The sequence below is a fragment of the Streptomyces bambusae genome, assembly GCF_020532645.1.
In the GTDB taxonomy this organism is placed as follows: Bacteria; Actinomycetota; Actinomycetes; order Streptomycetales; family Streptomycetaceae; genus Streptomyces; species Streptomyces bambusae.
On the sequence record NZ_JAJAUZ010000074.1, the window covers coordinates 14,435 to 33,784 of the forward strand.

Genomic DNA, 19,350 nt, shown 5'->3' on the forward strand with positions numbered 1-19,350 from the left:
GGCTGGGGCGGACCCTAGCGCCCGAGGCGGCGGCGGGCGGTGGACAGGAAGGCCGTCAGCTCGGTGAGGCCGAGCGGGCGGGCGAGCAGGAGGAGTACGGCGGCCGGCGCCAGGGTGCCGGCGGCGAGCGCCGGGATGGTGCCGAGGCCGTCGGCGGCGCGGGCCGCCAGGAAGCCGACGGCGGCGGCGGGCACGGCGGCCGCGAGCAGCCTGAGGTGGGCGCCGAGGGCGGGCGAGCGCAGCACGGAGCCGCCGCCCAGCCGCCGGCCGAGGACGACCGCAGTGAGGGCGAAGCCCGCGAACAGGGCGACCGTGTAGGCGGCGGCCATGCCGGTGACCGCCCAGCGCGGCGGCAGCAGCACGTAAGCGGCCGCCGACAGCCCGGCGTTGAGCCCGGCGATGACCAGGTTCAGGAAGAACGGGGTGCGGGTGTCGGACATCGCGTAGAAGCCGCGGGCGAGGACGTACTGACCGGAGAAGGCGATCAGTCCGGGCGCGAAGGCCATCAGCATGCCGGCCATCACGGCGACGTCGTCCGCGCCGGTGCGGCCGTACCCGAAGACGCTGCCGATCACCCAGGGCGCGAGCGCGAAGAACAGGCAGGCGGCCGGGACCACGAGCGTCCCCGACACCCGCAGCGCATACGAGAGGTCGCGGCGGACGGCGGCCAGGTCGCGGTCGGCGGCGGCCGCGCTCATCCGCGGCATCAGCGCGGTGACCAGGGAGACCGTGACCACGCCCTGCGGGACGATCCACAGCAGGTAGGCGTTGCTGTAGGCGGTGTAGCCGGCGCCTGCCAGGCCGGCGGCCTGGGCTTGCTGCCCGGTGATCGTGGAGAGCCGGGTGACGACCCAGTAGCCGAGCTGGTTGGTGAGGACGAGCAGCACCAGCCAGCCGGCGTTGCGCAGCGGGCGGGTCAGGCCGCTGCCGCGCCAGTCGAAGCGGGGCCGCCAGCGGAAGCCGGCGGCGCGCAGCGACGGGACGAGCGCGAGGGCCTGGACGACGATGCCGGCGGTGGTGCCCCAGCCGAGCAGCTGTACCTCGGAGTCGCCGAGGCCGGCGTCGTCGAGGGTGGGCGCGACGGTGAGGAAGAGCGCGAAGACGGCGATGACGACGAGGTTGTTGAGGACCGGGGTCCACATCATGGCGCCGAACCTGCCGCGCGCGTTGAGCACCTGCCCGAGCAGCGTGAACAGCCCGTAGAACAGGATCTGCGGCAGGCAGTAGCGGGTGAACGCCAGCGTCATCTCGGCCTGCTCGCCGCTGTAGTCGGTGTACGCGGCCACGAGCGCGGGGGCGGCCAGCACGGCGGCCGCGGTGATCACCACCAGGGCGGTGGTGCAGGCCGTGAGCAGCCGGTCGGTGTACGCCTGCCCGCCGTCGGCGTGCTCCTTGGCGGCGCGCACCAGCTCGGGGACGAACACGGCGTTGAGGGCGCCGCCGATGAGCAGGATGTACAGGATGTTCGGCACGGTGTTCGCCACGGCGTAGCCGTCGCCTAGGACGCTGGTGCCGAGCGCGGCGACGACCATGGCGGAGCGGAGGAAGCCGGTGGCGCGGGAGACCACCGAGCCGGCGGCCATCAGGGCGCCGCTGCGCAGCAGTGAGCCCTTCGCCCGGCGCTTGTGGGCGGGGGCGGTGCGCCTGCCGGAGGGTTCGGGGCGGGTGGCGGTCGTGCTCACCGGCGGGCCAGATAGGCCTGGAAGGCGCGGTACAGCGCGTGGTTGGCGGCTCCGGCCACGGGGATCTCCCACTCTCCTAGCGTTTCGACGACCTGGCCTCCGGTGCCGAGCTTCCAGCGCAGCAGGCCGAAGGAGCGGTCCTCGGGGTCGAGGGTGGAGGGTACCCCGCGCATGTCGTACTCGTCCGCGCCGAGGCTGTGGGCGTCGCACATCATCCGCCACTGCAGGGCGTTGCTGGGGCGGACCTCACGGCGGTGGTCGGCGGAGGCGCCGGTCTGGTACCAGACCCGCCGGCCGGCGTGGATCATGGTGTGGGCGGCGAGGATCTCGCCCTCGTACCGGGCGAGGTAGAGCCGCATCCGGCCGGGCTGTTCGGCGTTCAGCACGGCGTACTGGCGCTCGTAGTACGCGAGGGAGCGGCCGAGCCGGAAGCCGTCGCGGGCCTCGGTGATCTGCAGCAGGCGGTAGAAGTCGGGCAGGTCGGCGGCGCTGCCGAGGACGGTCTCCACGCCGGCCTTGCGGGCCTTGCGGACGTTGCGCCGCCATTCCTGGTTGAGCCCGGACCAGAGGTCGTCGAGGCTGCGGCCGGCCAGCGGGACGCGGAATACGTGGCGGGGCTGGGCATCGCCGTCGGACTCGCCGCCGCAGCGGGTCCAGCCGCGGGTGCGCAGCCGGTCGGCGAGGGCGGCGCCGGCCGGGTCCACCTCGGTGGCGAGCAGGTCGCCCAGCCGCATGCCCGTTCCGGTGCCGCCCTTGACGGCGGCGGCGTCCCAGCGCCGGTAGGCGGGGGTGGGGCCGATGCGGACGGCGAAGGCGCCGAGGCCCCGGAGGTGGCGCAGCAGCGGGTCGAGCCAGCGGTCGACGGCCGGGTCGGACCAGTCGGCGACCGGGCCTTCGGGCAGGTACGCGAAGTATTTGCGGGTGCCGGGGAATTGGCGAAGGAGAACGAGGGCGGCGCCGGCGATCGCCCCCGAGGGGAAGTGCCATCCGACCCGTTCCGCCCGCCATTGGTCCTTCACTTCGGCCCACGACGGGTATTGCAGGAAGCTCGCCCGGCCGTGCGCGGCCAGGAAGCCCGCGTATTCGGGAACGGTCAGCGAGCGGACTTCGAATTCCCGCTCCCGGGTCGGCTTGCTGCTGGTCACGAGCAGTGCACACACGGCAGTTGTCCTTCCTGTGCGTCGTCCGGTGGCGATGCACAGGACTCTCACAGGCGGTGGTGACGGTCCCGCGCGCCGTTTGTGACCGGACGATGACCGTTCTGCTGCGGTCCACGTCACAACGGCGGACGCACCGGATTTCCCGCGGCGCGCAACCTAAAGTCCCCTTGTCGCCATCTTCTTTGCAGACATACAGATTTTTCTGGAGGGGATTCCGTTGAGCCGTACTCGCCGCACCCGCACCCTCGGCACGTCGTCGGCGCGCCGCCGCCTCCTGCGCTCGGCGCTCGCGAGCGGCGCCGTGCTCGCCGCCACCCTCACCGCCTGTTCGGGCGGTCCGGGCGGGTCGGACGGGAAGGCGGCCGGGGCGGCCGAGATGAAGGGGAAGACCGCGATGGCGGTCTCCGTGAACCTGACCGGGAACGCGGCGAAGGCGGGCGGGCCGGTGAAGGTGACGCTCACCGAGGGCTCGAAGCTGGCGCAGGTCGACGTGACGGACGCCAAGGGCGGGCGGCTGACCGGGCGGATATCCGCCGACGGGAAGACCTGGACCTCGGAGCGCAACGCCTCCCCCGGTACGGCGTACAAGGTGACCGCCCGGGACTCGGCCGGCACCTCGGCGGACGCGCAGTTCACGACGGCGGCCGCGGACCGCGTCAACAAGATCACCATCACCCCGGGCAAGGGCTCGGTGATGGGCATCGCCCAGCCGCTGTCGCTGGTGTTCGACAACCCGGTCACCAACAAGGCCGAGGTGGAGAAGCACCTGAAGGTGACCACCTCGAACAACACCGAGGGGTCCTGGGGCTGGATGAAGGACTACTCCGGCAAGGACCGGGTGGACTGGCGGCCCCGCGAGTACTGGAAGTCCGGCACCGACGTGAAGCTCGTCATGGAGCTGAACGGCGTGGACTCCGGCAAGGGCGGCGGGTACTTCGTCCGCGACTACGAGACGGGCTTCAAGGTCGGCCGGAACCAGCGGATCGCGGTGGACCTCGACTCCAAGACACTGAAGCTGACCCGGGACGGCCGTGAGGTCAAGAGCATCCCGGTGTCGGCGGGCACCCCCGGCGGCCAGAAGGCGTCCTGGGAGGGCAAGCTCGTCGTGATGGCGAAGGAGGGCACCATCCGGATGGACTCCCAGACGGTCGGCCTCGGCGACGCCTACGACAAGATGGTCGACTACTCGATGCGGCTGACCTGGTCGGGCATGTACGCGCACGCAGCCCCGTGGAACGCGGGCGCGTTCGGGCGGGCCAACACCAGCTCCGGCTGCGTCGGGATGAGCACCTCCAACGCGGCCGACCTGTACGGCGAGGTCCAGCCCGGCGACCCGTTCGAGGTGACCGGCAGCGGCTCGAAGGGCAAGCCCGACCTCGGCAACGGCTACTCGGAGTGGAACCTGTCCTGGGCCGACTGGCAGGCCAAGAGCGCCCTCAAGGGCAGCACCACTCAGGGCTGACGTGTGCGCCCGGCCCGCCGCCGGGCCGGGCGCACACGACGGTCCCCGCTCCTCCGTCGAGCACAACCCCGCCGGCGCACAGCTGACCTTCCACCCGCCGGTTCCGACCCCTCGTACCTGTCGGAACCGCTCCGCGAGCAGTGATCACCGGCTGCTGCCGGGGCGGGGCTGCCTCGTTCGGGTCCCCGCTCCGGGCGGGCCCGGCGCGCCCTCCGTACGGGAACTCCCCCGCCGGGCCGTCAGTGCTTGAGGATCTTGGACAGGAAGTCCCGGGCGCGGGCGCTCTCGGGTGCCGTGAAGAACTCCTGCGGCGGCCGGTCCTCGACGATCCTGCCGTCGGCCATGAAGACGACCCGGTTGGCGGCGGAGCGGGCGAAGCCCATCTCGTGGGTGACCACGACCATGGTCATGCCCTCTTCCGCGAGGCTCAGCATGACCTCCAGCACCTCCTGGATCATCTCCGGGTCGAGGGCGGAGGTGGGCTCGTCGAAGAGGAGCGCCTTGGGATCCATGGCGAGTGCGCGGGCGATGGCCACGCGCTGCTGCTGGCCGCCGGAGAGCTGGGCGGGGAACTTGGCCGCCTGCGAGGCGAGGCCGACCCGGTCGAGGAGTTCCCGGGAGCGCCGGTCGGCCTCGTCCTTCTTCCGCCTGCGGACCTTGACCTGGGCCAGGGACACGTTCTCCAGGACGGTCTTGTGGGCGAAGAGGTTGAAGGACTGGAAGACCATGCCCACCTCGGCGCGCAGGGCCGCCAGGTCCTTGCCCTCGGCGGGCAGCGGGCGGCCGTCGAGGGTGATGGAGCCGGACTCGATGGTCTCCAGCCGGTTGATCGCGCGGCACAGGGTCGATTTGCCGGAGCCGGAGGGGCCGATGACCACGACCACCTCCCCCCGGCCGACGGTGAGGTTGATGTCCTGCAGAACGTGCAACTGCCCGAAGTGCTTGTTGACGTTCCGCAGCTCGATCAGAGGATCGACGGCCATGCGCTGCCCTACCCACTCTCGCTGTGCCGGGTCAGCGCAAACTATCCAGCCCTGCAAGGGGACTTCGCCGCGACACGCATAAAAAGGGCATAAACCCTACGGAGGTGGGATGCTGCGGGCGGGCCGGGGCCGGCCGTGTCCTCACAGCTCGGCCGCCTCCGCGTACACCTGGTACAGCTCGGGGGATCCGGTCAGGGCCCAGGACAGTCCGGACTCGACCACGTTCAGTTCGCGGCCCGAGGCCAGCCGGATCACCGGCTGGCCGTTGGGCCAGACCTGCCAGCCCGCGCCGGGCACGCTGCGGATGATCACGGTGCCGAGGTAGAGTCCGGCGTCGTTGCCCAGCCAGGGGGCCGCCTCCGGGTCCCGCCGCCAGCGCGGCATCAGCTGGTCGAGGGCCGCCAACGACGCCGGGGTCTCGTCGAGTTCGAGGCCGGCCGCCCCGGCCTGGACGCGGAGCATCTCGCACTCCGAGAGGAGCTCCGCCACCCCGGCGGGATCGTCGGCGAGCGCCGCCGCCAGTCCGGGACCCGTCTCGTGCCGCCGGAGCCAGTTGCCGAGGAAGGGGATGTTCATGGAACCAGCCTCGCATCCGTGTCGGTCCGGTGGCCCCAGGCGCGCCTGGGGCCACCGGGCTGCGGGTCAGACCTCCAGGTCGACGACGACGGGGGCGTGGTCCGACGCCCCCTTGCCCTTGCGCTCGTCGCGGTCCACGTACGCGTCCTTGACCGCCTTGCCGAAGGCCTCGTTGCCGTAGACCAGGTCGATGCGCATGCCCTTGTTCTTCGGGAAGGCGAGCATCCGGTAGTCCCAGAAGGTGTAGGGCCGGTCGTACTTGAGGGCGCGCGGGAGCACGTCGGACAGGCCGGCCGCCTGGAGCGCGGTGAGGGCCGCCCGCTCGGCGGGGGTCACGTGGGTGGCGCCGACGAACAGCGACGGGTCCCACACGTCCTCGTCGGTCGGTGCCACGTTGAAGTCGCCGAGGACCGCGAACGGGCGCTCGCCGGCCGCGTCTTCGGCGACGGCGGTGGTCAGGGCGCGGAACCAGTCCAGCTTGTAGCCGTAGTGGTCGTGCTCGACCTCGCGGCCGTTGGGGACGTACACCGACCAGAGCCGCACGCCGCCGCAGGTCGCGGAGATCGCGCGGGGCTCCTGGACGCCCTCGTAGTCGGGGCCGTCGGGCAGGCCGGTGACGACGTCGTCCAGGCCGACCCGGGACAGCAGGGCCACTCCGTTCCACCGCCCGGTCGCGTTGACCGCGGCCTCGTAGCCCAGCTCGCGCAGCTCGGCGTGCGGGAACTGCTCCGCGCTGCACTTGGTCTCCTGGATGCAGAGGACGTCCGTGCCGCTGCTCTCCAGCCAGGCCAGCAGCCGCGGCAGCCGGGCGGTGATCGAGTTGACGTTGTACGTGGCGATGCGCATGCCGTCCAACCTACCGCCCGGCACCGACAGTCACAGGTCGGTCGCCTCACCTGCTGCGAGTCGCGCGTGCGGGGCACCGCCGAGGGATTCCAGGGCACGGTCGTAGAGGGGGCGGGCGATGTCCGCGAGGTAGGCGTCGTGGATGTCGATCGCCTGCTGCGGCCTGACCTCGCGGACGTAGTCGATGACCTCGGCGACCTTGTTCCAGGGGGCGTGGACCGGGAGCATCAGCGTCTCGACGGGCACGCCGGGCACGGTCAGGGCGTCGCCGGGGTGGAAGAGGGACCGCTCCACCAGGTAGCCGACGTTGGTGACGCGCGGCATGTCGGGGTGGATGACGGCGTGCAGCTCGCCGTGGACCTGTACGTCGAAGCCGGCTGCGGTGAAGGTGTCGCCGTCGCCCACGGTGTGGACCCGGCCCGGGTAGGCGGCGGCCATCCGCTCGGCCACGCTGCGCAGGGTCCACAGCCGGGCCGCCGGGTTGGCGTCGAGGGCGGCCCGCAGCCGGCCCTCGTCGAAGTGGTCGGGGTGCTCGTGGGTGACGAGCAGGGCGTCCGCGCCGAGCCCGGCGTCCGGCTCGCTGAAGGCGCCCGGGTCGATGACGAGCGTCTGCCCGTCCTTCTCCAGCCGGACGCACGAGTGGAGCATCTTGGTGAGCTTCATGATCCCAGGCTAGTCCCGGGCGTGCCCGGATCAGGGCGTGACGGTGGAGACGACGTAGACCCGCGGCTGCTCGGGGTCGGTCATGTCGACGGTGACGTCGCGGGTGGGGTGCGGGTCGGGCTGCTCGTGGGTGGTGCACTTCCAGGTGCGGTCCTCGGCCCAGCTCCAGCCGGCCACGGAGGAGTCCCGCTCGCTGATGCAGACGCCCGGCTCCAGGGCCTCGGTGGAGGACCCGACGGCTTTGAGGAAGATGCCGAGGTCCACCGGGTTGGTGGTGAACTGGACGTACAGCCGGCTGGTGCGCCAGTTGTTCGTCTCGTAGTAGCCGACGCTGGTGGACCAGTCGGGGACGGGCACCTGGTAGATGCCGCGCTGGACCCGGGAGGGCCAGCCGGCCCGGACCTGTGTGGCGCCGACCTTGGCGGCCTTGTCCCGGCCACTGTCGCGGCTCTGCTCGGCGGAGATCGCCAGGTAGCCGGCGGGGATGCCGATGAGCAGCACGATGATGACGGCGGTGAGCCAGCGGCGGCGCACGACGTGCCGGCGGTCCTCGGCGGGGCGGTGGCCGCCCTCGTCGGGGGCCTGGGCCTGGCGGGGCAGGGTCGGGTTCACGGCTGGTCCTCTGTCGTGCTGCGGCCCCCCGTGGTCTTGCGGTTGTCGCCGGCGGCGAAGCCGGTCCACAGCCGGCCCGCCTGCGCGTAGCGCTCGTACCGCTCCACCCGGCGCCGGTTGGCGCGGCGGAAGCGGCGGGCCACCAGGCGGGCGAGGTCGGCGGCGCCGACCATGCCGGCCTCCGGGCCGAGCTGGGCCTTGGCGATGCGGGCCTCGGGGCGGTAGCCGCGGCCGGTCAGGTGGCGGCGGAAGGCGTCCCGGGCGGGCCCGATGAGCAGGTCGTCGGCGGCGCTGACGCCGCCGCCGATGACGAAGCAGGACGGGTCGAGGGCGGCGGCGAGGTTGGCGATGCCGACGCCGAGCCACTGGCCGATGTCCTGGAGCAGCTCGATGCACATGGCATCGCCCTCGCGGGCCAGCTCGGTGATCAGCGGCCCGGTGATCTCGGGGACGTTGCCCTTGACCCTGTCGATGATGTTGTACGCGACCGGGGAGTCGGCGGCGGCCAGCTCGCGGGCCTCGCGGACCAGGGCGTTTCCGGAGCTGTACTGCTCCCAGCAGCCGCGGTTGCCGCAGGGGCAGCGGTGGCCGCCGGGGACGACCTGCATGTGGCCGAACTCGCCGGCGACGCCGAACTTGCCGCGCTTGACCTGCCCGTCCTCCAGGATCGCGCCGCCGATGCCGGTGCCCAGGGTGATCATGACGAGGTGGTCCTCGCCGCGGCCGGCGCCGAAGCGCCATTCCGCCCAGGCGGCGGTGTTGGCGTCGTTGTCGACCATCACGGGGACCGCGAGGCGGGACTGGAGGGCGTCGCGCAGCGGTTCGTCGCGCCAGGCCAGGTGGGGGGCGAACAGCACCCGGGAACGGTTGGCGTCGACCCAGCCGGCCGCGCCGATGCCCACCGCGTGGACGTCGTGCCGGTCGGAGAGGTCGAGGACCAGTTCGACGATGGTGTCCTCGACCACCTTGGGGCTCTTGGACTTGTCGGGGGTCTCGGTCCGCACCTTCTCCAGGATCACCCCGTCGGCGTCGACGACGCCGGCCATGACCTTGGTGCCGCCGATGTCGATGCCGACGGTGGGGACGCGCGGGGCGGTCAGGTGGGAGCGCCGCTCGCGGGTGCCGACGGTCCGCAGGACGGTGCCTCGCGCCGAGCCGCGGTGGGCGAGCGTGAAGTCCCGGTACGTGCTCATCGAGTGCTGGTGTCCCTCAGTGTCCGTCGCGGTCCCGGTCGGGCCGTTCATCCGATTCTGCCACTCGCGCCAGTTCGTGGCTCAGCTCCTCCAGCTCGGATCCACCGGCCATCTGGCGGGTCAGCTCGTCCAGGGTGATCGAGTCGCGGGTGTGGCTGCCCGCCATCGCACCGCGTTTCAGCAGGACGAAGCGGTCGCCGACCAGGTGGGCGTGGTGCGGGTTGTGGGTGATGAGGACCACCCCGAGGCCTGCGTCACGCGCGGCGGCCACGTACTTCAGGACGACCCCGGACTGCTTGACGCCGAGGGCCGCGGTGGGCTCGTCGAGGACCAGCACCCTGGCGCCGAAGTACACGGCCCGGGCGATGGCCACGCACTGCCGCTCGCCGCCGGAGAGGGTGCCGATGGGCTGGTCCACGTCGCGCAGGTCGATGCCCATGCGCAGCAGCTCGCTGCGGGTGGTGTCGCGCATCCGGGCCACGTCGAGGCGGCGGAACGGGCCGCGGCCGAGGGTGGGCTCGGAGCCGAGGAAGAAGTTCCGCCACACCGGCATCAGCGGGACCACGGCGAGGTCCTGGTAGACGGTGGCGATGCCGCGGTCGAGGGCGGCCCGGGGGTTGGCGAGCTCGGTCTCCTCCCCCTCGATGCGGAAGGTGCCGGCGTCGTGCCGGTGCAGCCCCGCGATGATCTTGATCAGGGTGGACTTGCCGGCGCCGTTGTCGCCGAGCACGCAGGTGATCTCGCCCGCGGAGACCTCCAGCGAGACCCCTTCGAGGGCCTTGATGTGGCCGTAGTGCTTGCTGACGCCGTCCAGCTCGATCAGGGCGGTCATGCGGTCGCCTCCGCGCGCTTGCGCACCCAGGCGTTGAGCAGGGTGGCCAGAAGGAGCATGGCTCCGAGGAAGAACTTGAACCAGTCCGGGTTCCACTGGGCGTAGACGATGCCGTTGCTCGTCATGCCGAAGATGAACGCGCCGACCGCCGAGCCGATGGCGGAGCCGTAGCCGCCGGTCATCAGGCAGCCGCCGATGACGGCCGCGATGATGTAGAGGAACTCGTTGCCGACGCCCTCGCCCGACTGGACCACGTCGTACGAGAACAGGATGTGCTGGCCGGAGATCCAGGCGCACAGGGCCACGCCCGCGTAGAGGCCGATGCGGGTCTTGACCACGGGCACGCCGACCGCGCGGGCGGCGTCCGCGCCGCCGCCGACCGCGAAGATCCAGTTGCCGGCGCGGGTGCGCAGCAGGATCCAGGTGGCGAGGGCGACCAGGGCCAGCCACCACAGGATGGTGACCTTGAGGGTGACCGAGCCGACGGTCCACTGGGAGGCGAACAGGGCCCGGGCCGAGGGGAAGCCCTCCATGTCGCCGATGGCCTTGGTGGAGACGGTGCCGCTGATCAGCTTGGTGAAGCCGAGGTTCAGGCCGGTCAGCATGAGGAAGGTGCCGAGGGTGATGATGAAGCTCGGCAGCTTCGTCCGGGTCAGCATGAAGCCGTTGAAGAGGCCGAAGGCGAGGGTGGCCAGCAGGGACACGCCCACGCCCACCCAGACGTTCGCGGTCATCTGGTAGCTGAACATCGAGGAGATCAGCGCCGAGCTGGTGACCATGACGCCGGCCGACAGGTCGAACTCGCCGCCGATCATCAGCAGCGCCACCGGCACCGCCATGATCCCGATGGTGGAGGCCGAGTAGAGGACCGTGCTGAGGCTGCTCGCGCGCAGGAAGCTGTCCGCGGCGAACGAGAAGAACACGAACACGGCCGCGGCCCCGACCACCGCGCCCAGCTCGGGCCGGGTCAGCAGCCGCTTGAGGCTGGAGACGGGCAGCAGCCGCTCGTCGCGGGCCGCGGGTGCGCCGGCGGTCATCGGGTGCCCCGCCTGATGTACGCCTCCAGGGCCGCGGCCTGGTCGGCGGTGACGATCTGGGGGCCGGTGAGGACCGGGCCGCCGCCGCCGAGCACGTCGGCGTTGTAGCGGTAGAGCCACAGCAGGTCGACGGCCTCGTAGCCCTGGAGGTAGGGCTGCTGGTCGACGGCGAAGCCGAGGGCGCCGGACTCGAGGTCGCGGGCGACGGACTCGTTGAGGTCGAAGGTGTCGATCTCCGCCTTGCTGCCGGCCGCTTCCCTGGCCTTCACGGCGGTCGGCGCGAAGGGGGCGCCGAGGGTGACGACGGCGTCGATCGCGGGGTCGGCCTGGAGCTTCGCCTGCATGGCCGCCTGCACGGAGGGCATGTTGGTGCCTTCGACGTACAGGTTCTCCAGGGTGCCGCGGAAGGTCTTCTTCGCGCCGGCGCAGCGCTGCTCGTGGCCCACGTTGCCCTGCTCGTGCAGGACGCAGACGGCCTTCTTCTTCCCGCGCCGGGTCAGTTCGGCTCCGACGGCCTCGCCGGCGATGACCTCGTCCTGGCCGATGTGGGTGAGGGCGCCGTACGCCTTGGACTGGGCGGATCCCGAGTTCACGGTGATCACGGGGATGCCGGCCTTCACGGCCTTGCCGATGACGTCCTTGAGGGCCTCGGGCTTGGCGAGGCTGACGATGAGGCCGTCGACCTTCTGGTCGATCGCGTTCTGCACGAACTGGGCCTGCTGCTGCGCCTGGTCGTCGTGCGAGTAGACGAAGTTGATGTTGTCCTTGGCGGCGGCTTCCTTGGCGCCCTTCTGGACGATGTCCCAGAAGGTGTCGCCGTCGCCCGCGTGGGTGACCATGGCGAAGGTCCAGCGGGGGGTGGAGACGGCCGGGCGGCCCTGCTCGGCCGCCGCGCGGGCCCGCTCCTCGGCGCGCTTGCCGCCCGTACTGCTGCATCCCGCGAGGGAGGCTCCCAGCACCGCCGCGAGCAGCACGCCCACGGTGCGTACCGCCCCTGTCCGAACCCTAGCCACGTCGCCGCGCCCTTCTCATGCATCGAGTAAATACGGTCATACCGTTTCCGGCCGCCCAAGTATCCGCCACCTGGTCGGTAATGCCGAACCCGGCTGTTTTGCGCCAAACGGCGAAATGATTGACAGGTGCCCGCCGTGGGGCCAGGTTGAATCCATGCGTATCGGGCTCATCGGGACGGGCCGGATCGGTTCGTTCCACGCGGCGGCGCTCAGCCGGCATCCCGAGGCCGGCTCGCTGCTGCTGGCCGATGCCGTGCCGGCGCGGGCGGCCGCACTGGCCGACCGGCTGGGGGCCACGGCCGCGCCCACCGTCGACGCCGTCTTCACCTGGGGCGTGGACGCGGTGGTGATCGCCTGTGCGACCGCCGGTCACGCCGAGTACATCACCCGGGCGGCCCGCGCCGGGCTGCCCGTGTTCTGCGAGAAGCCCGTCGCGCCGGACCTGGCGGGGACACTGGCCGCGCTGGCCGAGGTGGCGGGCGTGGGCGGCACGCTCCAGCTGGGGTTCATGCGGCGCTTCGACCCGGGCTACCGGACGGCCCGGGAGCTGGTCCGCTCCGGTGCGCTGGGCCGGCTGCACACCGTACGGACGATGACCGCGGATCCGGCGCCGCCGCCCGCGGGGTACCTGGAGAGCTCCGGCGGGCTGTTCCGGGACTGCCTGGTGCACGACTTCGACATGGTCCGCTGGGTGACCGGCCAGGAGGTCGTGGAGGTGTTCGCGACCGGGTCGGACGCCGGGCCGGCCGTGTTCCGGCAGGCGGGTGACGTGGACACGGGCGCGGCGGTGCTCCGGCTGGCCGGCGGAGCGCTGGTGACGAGCACCGGCACCCGGTGCAACGGTGCCGGCTACGACGTGCGGATGGAGCTGGCCGGGGAGCTGGACCAGGTCTCGGCCGGCCTGGACGACCGGACCCCGATCGCGTCGACGGAGCCGCTGGGTCCGCCGCCGGCGAGCAAGCCGTGGACCGGCTTCCTGGAGCGCTTCGCCGCCGCCTACGAGGCCGAGCTGGACGCGTTCGTACGGCTGGTCCGCGGCGAGGGCGACAACCCGTGCGACGGGCGCGAGGGGCTGCACGCCCTGCGGATCGCGGAGGCGTGCGAGCTGTCCCGGCGGGAGCACCGGCCGGTCCTCCTCACGGAGGTGCCGGCCGGGCCGCCGGGCCGCTGAGCGGCCGGCGGCCCGGTCCGCGGGGTGTCGGGGCACCGGGCTACCAGCGCACCGGCAGCCGCCTGACGCCGCGGATCAGCGAAGCGGTGATCCACTCGTACGGCTCGCCGGGCACCTCGGCGAGGTCGGGGAAGCGTTCCAGCAGGCCCCGGATCGCGATCCGGGCCTCCATGCGGGCCAGCGGGGCTCCGATGCAGAAGTGGATGCCGTGGCCGAAGGCCAGGTGGCCCTGGGTGGCGCGGCGGATGTCGAAGGTGTCGGGGTCGGGGTAGCGCGCGCCGTCGCGGCTGCTGGCGCCGAGGGAGACGAGCACCGGGTCGCCCTTGGCGATGGCGACGCCGGCGATCTCCATGTCCTCGCGGGCGAACCGGAACGTGGCGTTCTCGACCGGACCGTCGTAGCGGAGCATCTCCTCCACGGCGCCGTCGAGGAGGCCGTCGAGGTCGGCGCGGAGCGCGGCGAGCTGCTCGGGGTGGGCGAGCAGGGCGCGCACGCCGTTGGCGATCAGGTTGACGGTGGTCTCGTGGCCGGCCACCAGCAGCAGGAACGCCATGCCGATGAGCTCTTCGCCGTCGAGCTGGTCGCCGTCCTCGTCCTGGGTGCGGATGAGGGCGCTGAGCAGGTCGTCGCCGCCGGCGGCCCGCTTGCGCTCGATCAGGCCGGCGAGGTAGACGGCCATGTCCTGGAGGGCCTTGAGCTCGGACTCCTTGCTGGCGGGCGCCAGGATCTCGTTCGAGAGCACCCGGAACGGTTCGCGGTCGAGGTCCGGTACGCCGAGCAGTTCGCAGATGACGGTCATCGGCAGCGGGAACGCGAGCGCCTCGATGAGGTCGGTCCGGCGGTCCTCGCGGGCGGCCATGGCGTCGAGCAGGCTGTCGGTGAGCTCCTGGACGCGCGGGCGCAGGGCCTCGATGCGGTGGGCGGTGAACTCGCGGGCCACCAGCTTGCGCAGCCGGGTGTGGTGCGGCGGGTCCATCTCCAGCATGTTCCGGTTGACCTCGCTGGCGCGGGTCTGCTCGGCATACTGCTCGTGGGTGCGCCAGTCCTTGTGGAGCGCCGGGTCGGCGAGCGCCGCCCGGGCCTCGTCGTACCCGACGATCAGCCAGACGTCGTTGCCCTCGGTGTCCTTGATGCGGTGCACAGGACCGGCTTTGCGCATCTGCTCGTAGAACGGGTACGGGTTCTCGTTGAATCCCTCTGCGTACCCGGTGATGTCCATCAGTGGCATGGTGACCACCCTTTCCCCCGTTGTGTGATCCTCTCAGCGTACGAGCGACCCTTACCCCGACGGGTGAATTTCAGACAGGCGTTCAGGCCGGGGCGCTCTCGCGGGACGGCACGGAGCGCCGCACACCCCGCGAGAGCCGCCGGGGGCCCGGAGTTATCCGCCCATGGTGCCGAAGGTGGCGCGGCCGGTCGGACGGAAGGTGTGGATGGCGATGCCGGAGGCCGTGGTGCGGGAGTCGGTCAGCTCGCAGGCGGTGGGCAGGCCGCCGGACGGGAAGAGGCGGCGCCCCTGGCCGAGAAAGACCGGGTGGATCAGCAGGTTGAGCTCGTCGACGAGGTCGCGGGCCAGCAGGAACTGGGCGAGCTGCCCGCTGCCGTGGACCTGGACTTCGCCCTCGGTGCGCTCCTTGATCTTCGTGATCTCGACCGGGAGTTCACCGTCGAGGACGGTGGTGCCGGCCCACTCCGGCTCCTTGAGGGTGCGCGAGGCCACGTACTTCGGGAGCGTGTTGAAGCGTTCGGCGAGGGCGTGGGCGGGGTTCGCCGGGTCGGTGACGGTGGGCCAGAACGCGGCGAAGGTGTCGAAGGTGCGGCGGCCGAAGAGGAAGGCGCCGGAGCGCTCGAACACCTCGCCCATGTAGGCGCCCATGTCCTGGTCGGCGAACGGGAACTGCCAGCCGCCGTACGCGAAGCCGCCGCTGGTGTCCTCGTCGGGACCGCCGGGCGCCTGCATGACGCCGTCGAGGGTGAGGAACGTGGTGAGGGTCAGCTTGCCCATGGGATCTGCACTCCTGTATCGGCCGGATCGTCGGTCACTTCCGGTATGCAGACTCCCCCGCGGCGCGGAACTCATCGCTGCGCGGCCGAGAAAGGCGGAAAAAGATGCGGGGCGTGCCGGCGCTGTCTTCCGGCACGCCCCGCGGGGTCCTCCAGGACGTGCCGGCGCTGTCTTCCGGCACGTCCCGGGGGTCACGGGCGGGTGTCGCACCGCCCGGGTCGGGGTGGCCGCCCCGGCGGGCGGGGCGGCCGAGATGAGGCCGGCGTCAGCCGTTCAGCTCCTGGTGGCGGGCGGTCAGCGCCGCCGTGCCCTGCTCGGTGAGCGACCCGTACAGGCGCAGCCGGGAGAACCCGCCGTCCGGGAAGATGTCGATCCGGACGTGGGTGCCGACGGCGGGGGCGTCGAGCACGAACCGGTGGTTGGTGTCGGGCTGCAGGCGGGTGCGCGGCAGGAACTCCGTCCACTCGCCGTCCTCGCCGGTCTTCACGGAGAGGGAGGCCCAGCCGGCCGAGTTGCCCTTGAGGTACGCGGTGTCGATCTCGACGGCGCGGATCTCGGACTCGGCGACGAGCTGGTAGCGGATCCAGTCGTTGCCGTTGTCGCGGCGGCGGGCGGTCTCCCAGCCGTCGTCCATCTTGCGGGAGCGGCCCGGGTTGATGGTGTTGGTCGGCGGCGAGTAGAAGCGGTTGGAGGCGTCCTGCACGGCGCCGCCGTTCTCCAGGGCCACCACGTCGAAGGAGCCGAGCGCGGCCAGCCACTTCGGGTCGGGCAGCACTTCGCCGTAGACGCGCAGACGGGCGATGCCGCCGTCCGGGTGCTGGTTGACGCGCAGGTGCGTGAAGCGCTGTTCGGAGGCCACCTCGAAGCCGTTGGCGGCGTGGCCGCCGACCGGGGTGCGCGGGACGAGCACGGTCCACTTCACGTCGTCGCCGAGGAGTTCCTCGGGCGTCGGGGCGCCCTCGACCGAGGTGCCCTCGACGGAGACGGCCTGCGGCATGTTGCCGCGGAAGTGGGCGGTGTCGACGACGATGCCGCGGATCACGCCGGGGGCGCCCAGGCGTACGAGCGCCCAGTCGTGGTCCTCGGCGGTGGGCCAGGGCTGCTCGGCGGAGACGCCGCGGCGGCGGCGGGTCTCCCAGCCGTCCATGACCTTGCCCTTGTGGCCGAAGTCCTCGGGGTCGAAGTGCGCGGCCTCGGAGATCAGCAGGTTCTCGCGCTGGGCGAAGAACTCGTCGTTGGCGGCGATCACGCCGGCGCCGAGCTGACGGTCGGCGAGGTTCGCGTACTGGGTGAACGGGAACTCGGCCGTGCGGTAGTCGGCGTACGGGTCGCCGCCTCCGTAGGGGTTCGCGTTGCCGGTGAAGGAAGCCAAGGGATTCGAACGCTGCGCCGTCACTGTCAGTTCTGCCTTTCGAGGAGTCGGCCGGTGGGCTCGGACGGGGTGCCGTGGGCGGCGATCTGCGCACCGCGCAGCCAGGTGGACTTCACGACGCCGTACAGGGTCCTGCCCGCGTACGCCGTGACCTGGTTGCGGTGGTGGAGTTCGGCCGGGTCCACGGTGAAGGTCTCTTCGGGGGCGAGGACGGCGAAGTCGGCGTCGCGGCCGGCCTCGATGGCGCCCTTCTGGCTCAGCCCGGCCAGCTGCGCGGGGGCCGCGGACATCCAGCGGACGACGTCCTCCAGAGTGCGGCCGCGCTTCTTCGCCTCGGTCCAGATGGCCGGCAGGCCCAGCTGGAGGGAGGAGATGCCGCCCCACGCGGTGGCGAAGTCCGCGGTCTTCAGGTCGGCGGTGGACGGCGAGTGGTCGGAGACGATGCAGTCGATCGTGCCGTCGGCGAGGGCGTCCCAGAGCAGGTCCTGGTTGGCGGCCTCGCGGATGGGCGGGCAGCACTTGAACTCGCTGGCGCCGTCCGGGACCTCTTCGGCCGTCAGGGTCAGGTAGTGCGGGCAGGACTCGACGGTGATCCGTACGCCCTCCGCCTTGGCGGCGGCGATCAGCGGCAGCGCGTCGCTGGAGGACAGGTGCAGCACGTGCACCCGGGCGCCGAGCCGCTTGGCCTGGGCGATCAGGTTCTCGATCGCGGTGTTCTCGGCGTCGCGCGGCCGGGACGCCAGGAAGTCGGCGTACTTGGGGCCGGGCACGACGGGCGCGGTGTCCAGGTGGTGCGGGTCCTCGGCGTGCACGATCATCAGGCCGCCGAAGCCGGTGATCTCGGCGAGCGAGGCGGCCAGCTGCTCCTGGTCGAGCTGCGGGAACTCGTCGACGCCGGACGGCGACAGGAAGCACTTGAAGCCGAACACGCCGGCCTCGTGCAGCGGGGCGAGGTCCTTGACGTTGTCGGGGAGCGCGCCGCCCCAGAAGCCGACGTCCACGTGCGCCTTGGCGCGGGCGACCTCCTGCTTGATGAGCAGGTGGTCCACCGTGGTGGTGGGCGGCAGGGAGTTGAGCGGCATGTCGAGGATCGTGGTGATGCCGCCGGCCGCCGCCGCGCGGGTGGCGGTCCAGAATCCCTCCCACTCGGTGCGGCCGGGGTCGTTCACGTGGACGTGGGTGTCGACGAGGCCGGGCAGCAGCACGTCGTCGCCGAAGTCCTGGAGCCGGGCCCCGGCCGGAAGCTCGGCCTCGTACGGCAGCACGGCCGCGATCTTCCCGCCGGCGACGGCGACCGAGGCCGCGCGCGTCCCCTCGGGGGTGATGACGCGCGTCGAGCGCAGTACGAGTTCCACTGCCACGTCAGACACCCGGAACCTCCCGATCTACTTCCACAGAGCGAAATTCAACGTTCTGTTGACGGAGTCTTCACGCCAACTCGGGGGCCCGTCAAGAGTGCCCGGACGGACACCCGAGCGGCACGCGTCGCAATTGGATGTTTCCACAGAATGGAATTAAGATTTCGCTCTACAGAACGTAGCTATCACCACGGAGCGCGCACCGGTCGCCACGCCGAGGCCCGGCCCACCCGGACAAACCCCCCTCTGACCGGCGGGTACGGCCGCGGCCTCGCACTAGGGCGGCCGACCAGCGCCCGGTAGGCTGCTTCCTTGCCTGCCAGCACCGAAAGGATCGCGCCGTGCCGACGTCCAGCGCCAGCACCACCGACGCTTCCGCCAAGACCGCCGCAAGCGGTGGCGTCCAGTCCCTCGAGCGCGCCTTCGATCTGCTCGAACGGATGGCCGACGCCGGGGGCGAGGTCGGGCTCAGTGAGCTCTCCGCCGCCAGCGGACTGCCGCTGCCGACCATCCACCGCCTGATGCGCACCCTGGTCGCCTGCGGGTACGTCCGCCAGCAGACCAACCGGCGCTACTCCCTCGGCCCCCGGCTGATCCGGCTCGGCGAGTCCGCCTCGCGCCTGCTGGGCACCTGGGCGCGGCCGTACCTGGCCCGGCTGGTCGAGGAGACCGGCGAGACGGCCAACATGGCCCTCCTCGACGGGGACGAGATCGTCTACGTCGCGCAGGTGCCGTCGAAGCATTCCATGCGCATGTTCACCGAGGTCGGGCGGCGGGTGCTGCCGCACTCGACCGGCGTGGGCAAGGCGCTGCTCGCGCACACGCCGGCCGAGGAGGTGCGGGCGCTGCTGGCCCGTACCGGGATGCCCGCCGCGACCGAGAAGACCATCACCACGCCCGAGGGGTTCCTGGAGGCGCTGGAGCAGGTCCGCAAGGCGGGTTACGCGGTGGACGACAACGAGCAGGAAATAGGAGTGCGCTGCCTGGCCGTCTCGGTGCCGAACTCTCCGACGGCCGCGGCGATCTCCATCTCCGGGCCCGCCGGGCGGGTCACCGAGGCCGCCACCGAGACCATCGTCCCCATCCTCCAGGGCATCGCCGCGGAACTCTCCGTGGCCCTGTCCAACCAGAACCCGGCGTAACGGATCCCCGCCCTGCCACCGGGCGGGGGCATTCCCACCCCCTCCCGGGCGGGCTGCCCACCGGGCGAAGGCATTCCCACCCCCACCCGGCCCGGCTGCCCACCGGGCGGGGGCAAGTCCAGCCCCTCCGGCGTTTGAGGAGCGGGGGTTGGGGCGGAGCCCCAAGGCAGGTCCGGCTGCGCCGTCCCGGGGGGGGCGCCCCCCCCCCCGGCCGCCCCCCCCCCCGGGGGGGGGGTTGGGGGG

General features: G+C 72.0%; 18 protein-coding genes. 3 read left to right on the forward strand and 15 right to left on the reverse strand.

Annotated elements, in window-relative coordinates:
* Positions 1-14: 14 nt before the first annotated feature.
* Both murJ and LG634_RS32500 read right to left on the reverse strand, forming a co-directional pair.
* The gene (gene murJ, locus LG634_RS32495; RefSeq protein ID WP_372482535.1) at positions 15-1,682 is read right to left on the reverse strand and encodes a murein biosynthesis integral membrane protein MurJ; all 1,668 of its coding nucleotides are present in this window, start codon (positions 1,680-1,682) and stop codon (positions 15-17) included.
* On the reverse strand, positions 1,679-2,842 hold the full coding sequence (locus tag LG634_RS32500; RefSeq protein ID WP_226739246.1) for a lipid II:glycine glycyltransferase FemX: 1,164 nt from the start codon (positions 2,840-2,842) through the stop codon (positions 1,679-1,681). Before LG634_RS32500 ends, murJ begins: the two co-directional genes overlap by 4 nt.
* A 217-nt stretch (positions 2,843-3,059) precedes the next feature.
* Between LG634_RS32500 and LG634_RS32505 the strand changes: the two genes are divergently transcribed.
* Positions 3,060-4,304: a L,D-transpeptidase gene (locus tag LG634_RS32505; protein WP_372482536.1), complete on the forward strand. Its 1,245-nt coding sequence runs from the start codon at positions 3,060-3,062 to the stop codon at positions 4,302-4,304.
* A gap of 239 nt (positions 4,305-4,543) precedes the next feature.
* Here LG634_RS32505 and LG634_RS32510 read toward each other — a convergent pair whose 3' ends face one another.
* The 9 genes from LG634_RS32510 to LG634_RS32550 all read right to left on the reverse strand — a co-directional run bounded on the left by LG634_RS32510 (position 4,544) and on the right by LG634_RS32550 (position 12,059).
* Positions 4,544-5,287, reverse strand: a complete 744-nt coding sequence (locus LG634_RS32510) for an amino acid ABC transporter ATP-binding protein (RefSeq protein ID WP_226739248.1) — start codon at positions 5,285-5,287, stop codon at positions 4,544-4,546.
* Positions 5,288-5,428: 141 nt separating this feature from the next.
* Positions 5,429-5,863 carry a DUF6278 family protein gene (locus LG634_RS32515; RefSeq protein WP_226739250.1) on the reverse strand — a complete coding sequence of 145 codons (435 nt, stop codon included), beginning with the start codon at positions 5,861-5,863 and terminating at the stop codon, positions 5,429-5,431.
* Between the two features lie 66 nt (positions 5,864-5,929).
* Positions 5,930-6,709, reverse strand: a complete 780-nt coding sequence (locus tag LG634_RS32520; RefSeq protein WP_226739252.1) for an exodeoxyribonuclease III — start codon at positions 6,707-6,709, stop codon at positions 5,930-5,932.
* 30 nt (positions 6,710-6,739) lie between these two features.
* The gene (locus LG634_RS32525; RefSeq protein WP_226739253.1) at positions 6,740-7,372 is read right to left on the reverse strand and encodes an MBL fold metallo-hydrolase; all 633 of its coding nucleotides are present in this window, start codon (positions 7,370-7,372) and stop codon (positions 6,740-6,742) included.
* A 30-nt stretch (positions 7,373-7,402) separates the two neighbouring features.
* Positions 7,403-7,984: a hypothetical protein gene (locus tag LG634_RS32530; RefSeq protein ID WP_226739255.1), complete on the reverse strand. Its 582-nt coding sequence runs from the start codon at positions 7,982-7,984 to the stop codon at positions 7,403-7,405.
* Positions 7,981-9,177 (reverse strand): ROK family glucokinase, encoded by a 1,197-nt coding sequence (locus tag LG634_RS32535; RefSeq protein WP_226739257.1) that lies wholly within the window; start codon positions 9,175-9,177, stop codon positions 7,981-7,983. The genes LG634_RS32530 and LG634_RS32535 overlap by 4 nt, the downstream gene beginning before the upstream one ends.
* A gap of 16 nt (positions 9,178-9,193) precedes the next feature.
* Entirely contained in the window at positions 9,194-10,009 is an 816-nt protein-coding gene (locus LG634_RS32540) for an ATP-binding cassette domain-containing protein (protein WP_226739258.1), read from the reverse strand.
* On the reverse strand, positions 10,006-11,046 hold the full coding sequence (locus tag LG634_RS32545; protein WP_226739260.1) for an ABC transporter permease: 1,041 nt from the start codon (positions 11,044-11,046) through the stop codon (positions 10,006-10,008). The genes LG634_RS32540 and LG634_RS32545 overlap by 4 nt, the downstream gene beginning before the upstream one ends.
* A complete protein-coding gene (locus LG634_RS32550; protein ID WP_443729027.1) occupies positions 11,043-12,059 on the reverse strand; it encodes a sugar ABC transporter substrate-binding protein in 1,017 nt (338 codons plus the stop codon). Before LG634_RS32550 ends, LG634_RS32545 begins: the two co-directional genes overlap by 4 nt.
* 154 nt (positions 12,060-12,213) lie before the next feature.
* Here LG634_RS32550 and LG634_RS32555 point away from each other — a divergent pair, with 154 nt between their 5' ends.
* Positions 12,214-13,230 carry a Gfo/Idh/MocA family protein gene (locus LG634_RS32555; protein ID WP_226739264.1) on the forward strand — a complete coding sequence of 339 codons (1,017 nt, stop codon included), beginning with the start codon at positions 12,214-12,216 and terminating at the stop codon, positions 13,228-13,230.
* Between the two features lie 40 nt (positions 13,231-13,270).
* Here the strand turns inward: LG634_RS32555 and LG634_RS32560 are convergent, their stop codons facing one another.
* The 4 genes from LG634_RS32560 to allB form a co-directional block, all read right to left on the reverse strand.
* A complete protein-coding gene (locus LG634_RS32560; RefSeq protein ID WP_226739266.1) occupies positions 13,271-14,458 on the reverse strand; it encodes a cytochrome P450 family protein in 1,188 nt (395 codons plus the stop codon).
* A gap of 153 nt (positions 14,459-14,611) precedes the next feature.
* Entirely contained in the window at positions 14,612-15,235 is a 624-nt protein-coding gene (locus LG634_RS32565) for a dihydrofolate reductase family protein (RefSeq protein WP_226739268.1), read from the reverse strand.
* A 265-nt stretch (positions 15,236-15,500) separates the two neighbouring features.
* On the reverse strand, positions 15,501-16,631 hold the full coding sequence (gene alc / locus LG634_RS32570; RefSeq protein WP_226739269.1) for an allantoicase: 1,131 nt from the start codon (positions 16,629-16,631) through the stop codon (positions 15,501-15,503).
* Between the two features lie 2 nt (positions 16,632-16,633).
* A complete protein-coding gene (gene allB, locus LG634_RS32575) occupies positions 16,634-17,968 on the reverse strand; it encodes an allantoinase AllB (RefSeq protein WP_372482537.1) in 1,335 nt (444 codons plus the stop codon).
* A 338-nt stretch (positions 17,969-18,306) separates the two neighbouring features.
* On the opposite strand from allB, the gene LG634_RS32580 reads away from it, so the two are divergent.
* Positions 18,307-19,107 (forward strand): IclR family transcriptional regulator, encoded by an 801-nt coding sequence (locus tag LG634_RS32580; RefSeq protein WP_226739273.1) that lies wholly within the window; start codon positions 18,307-18,309, stop codon positions 19,105-19,107.
* The last annotated feature ends 243 nt before the right edge of the window (positions 19,108-19,350 follow it).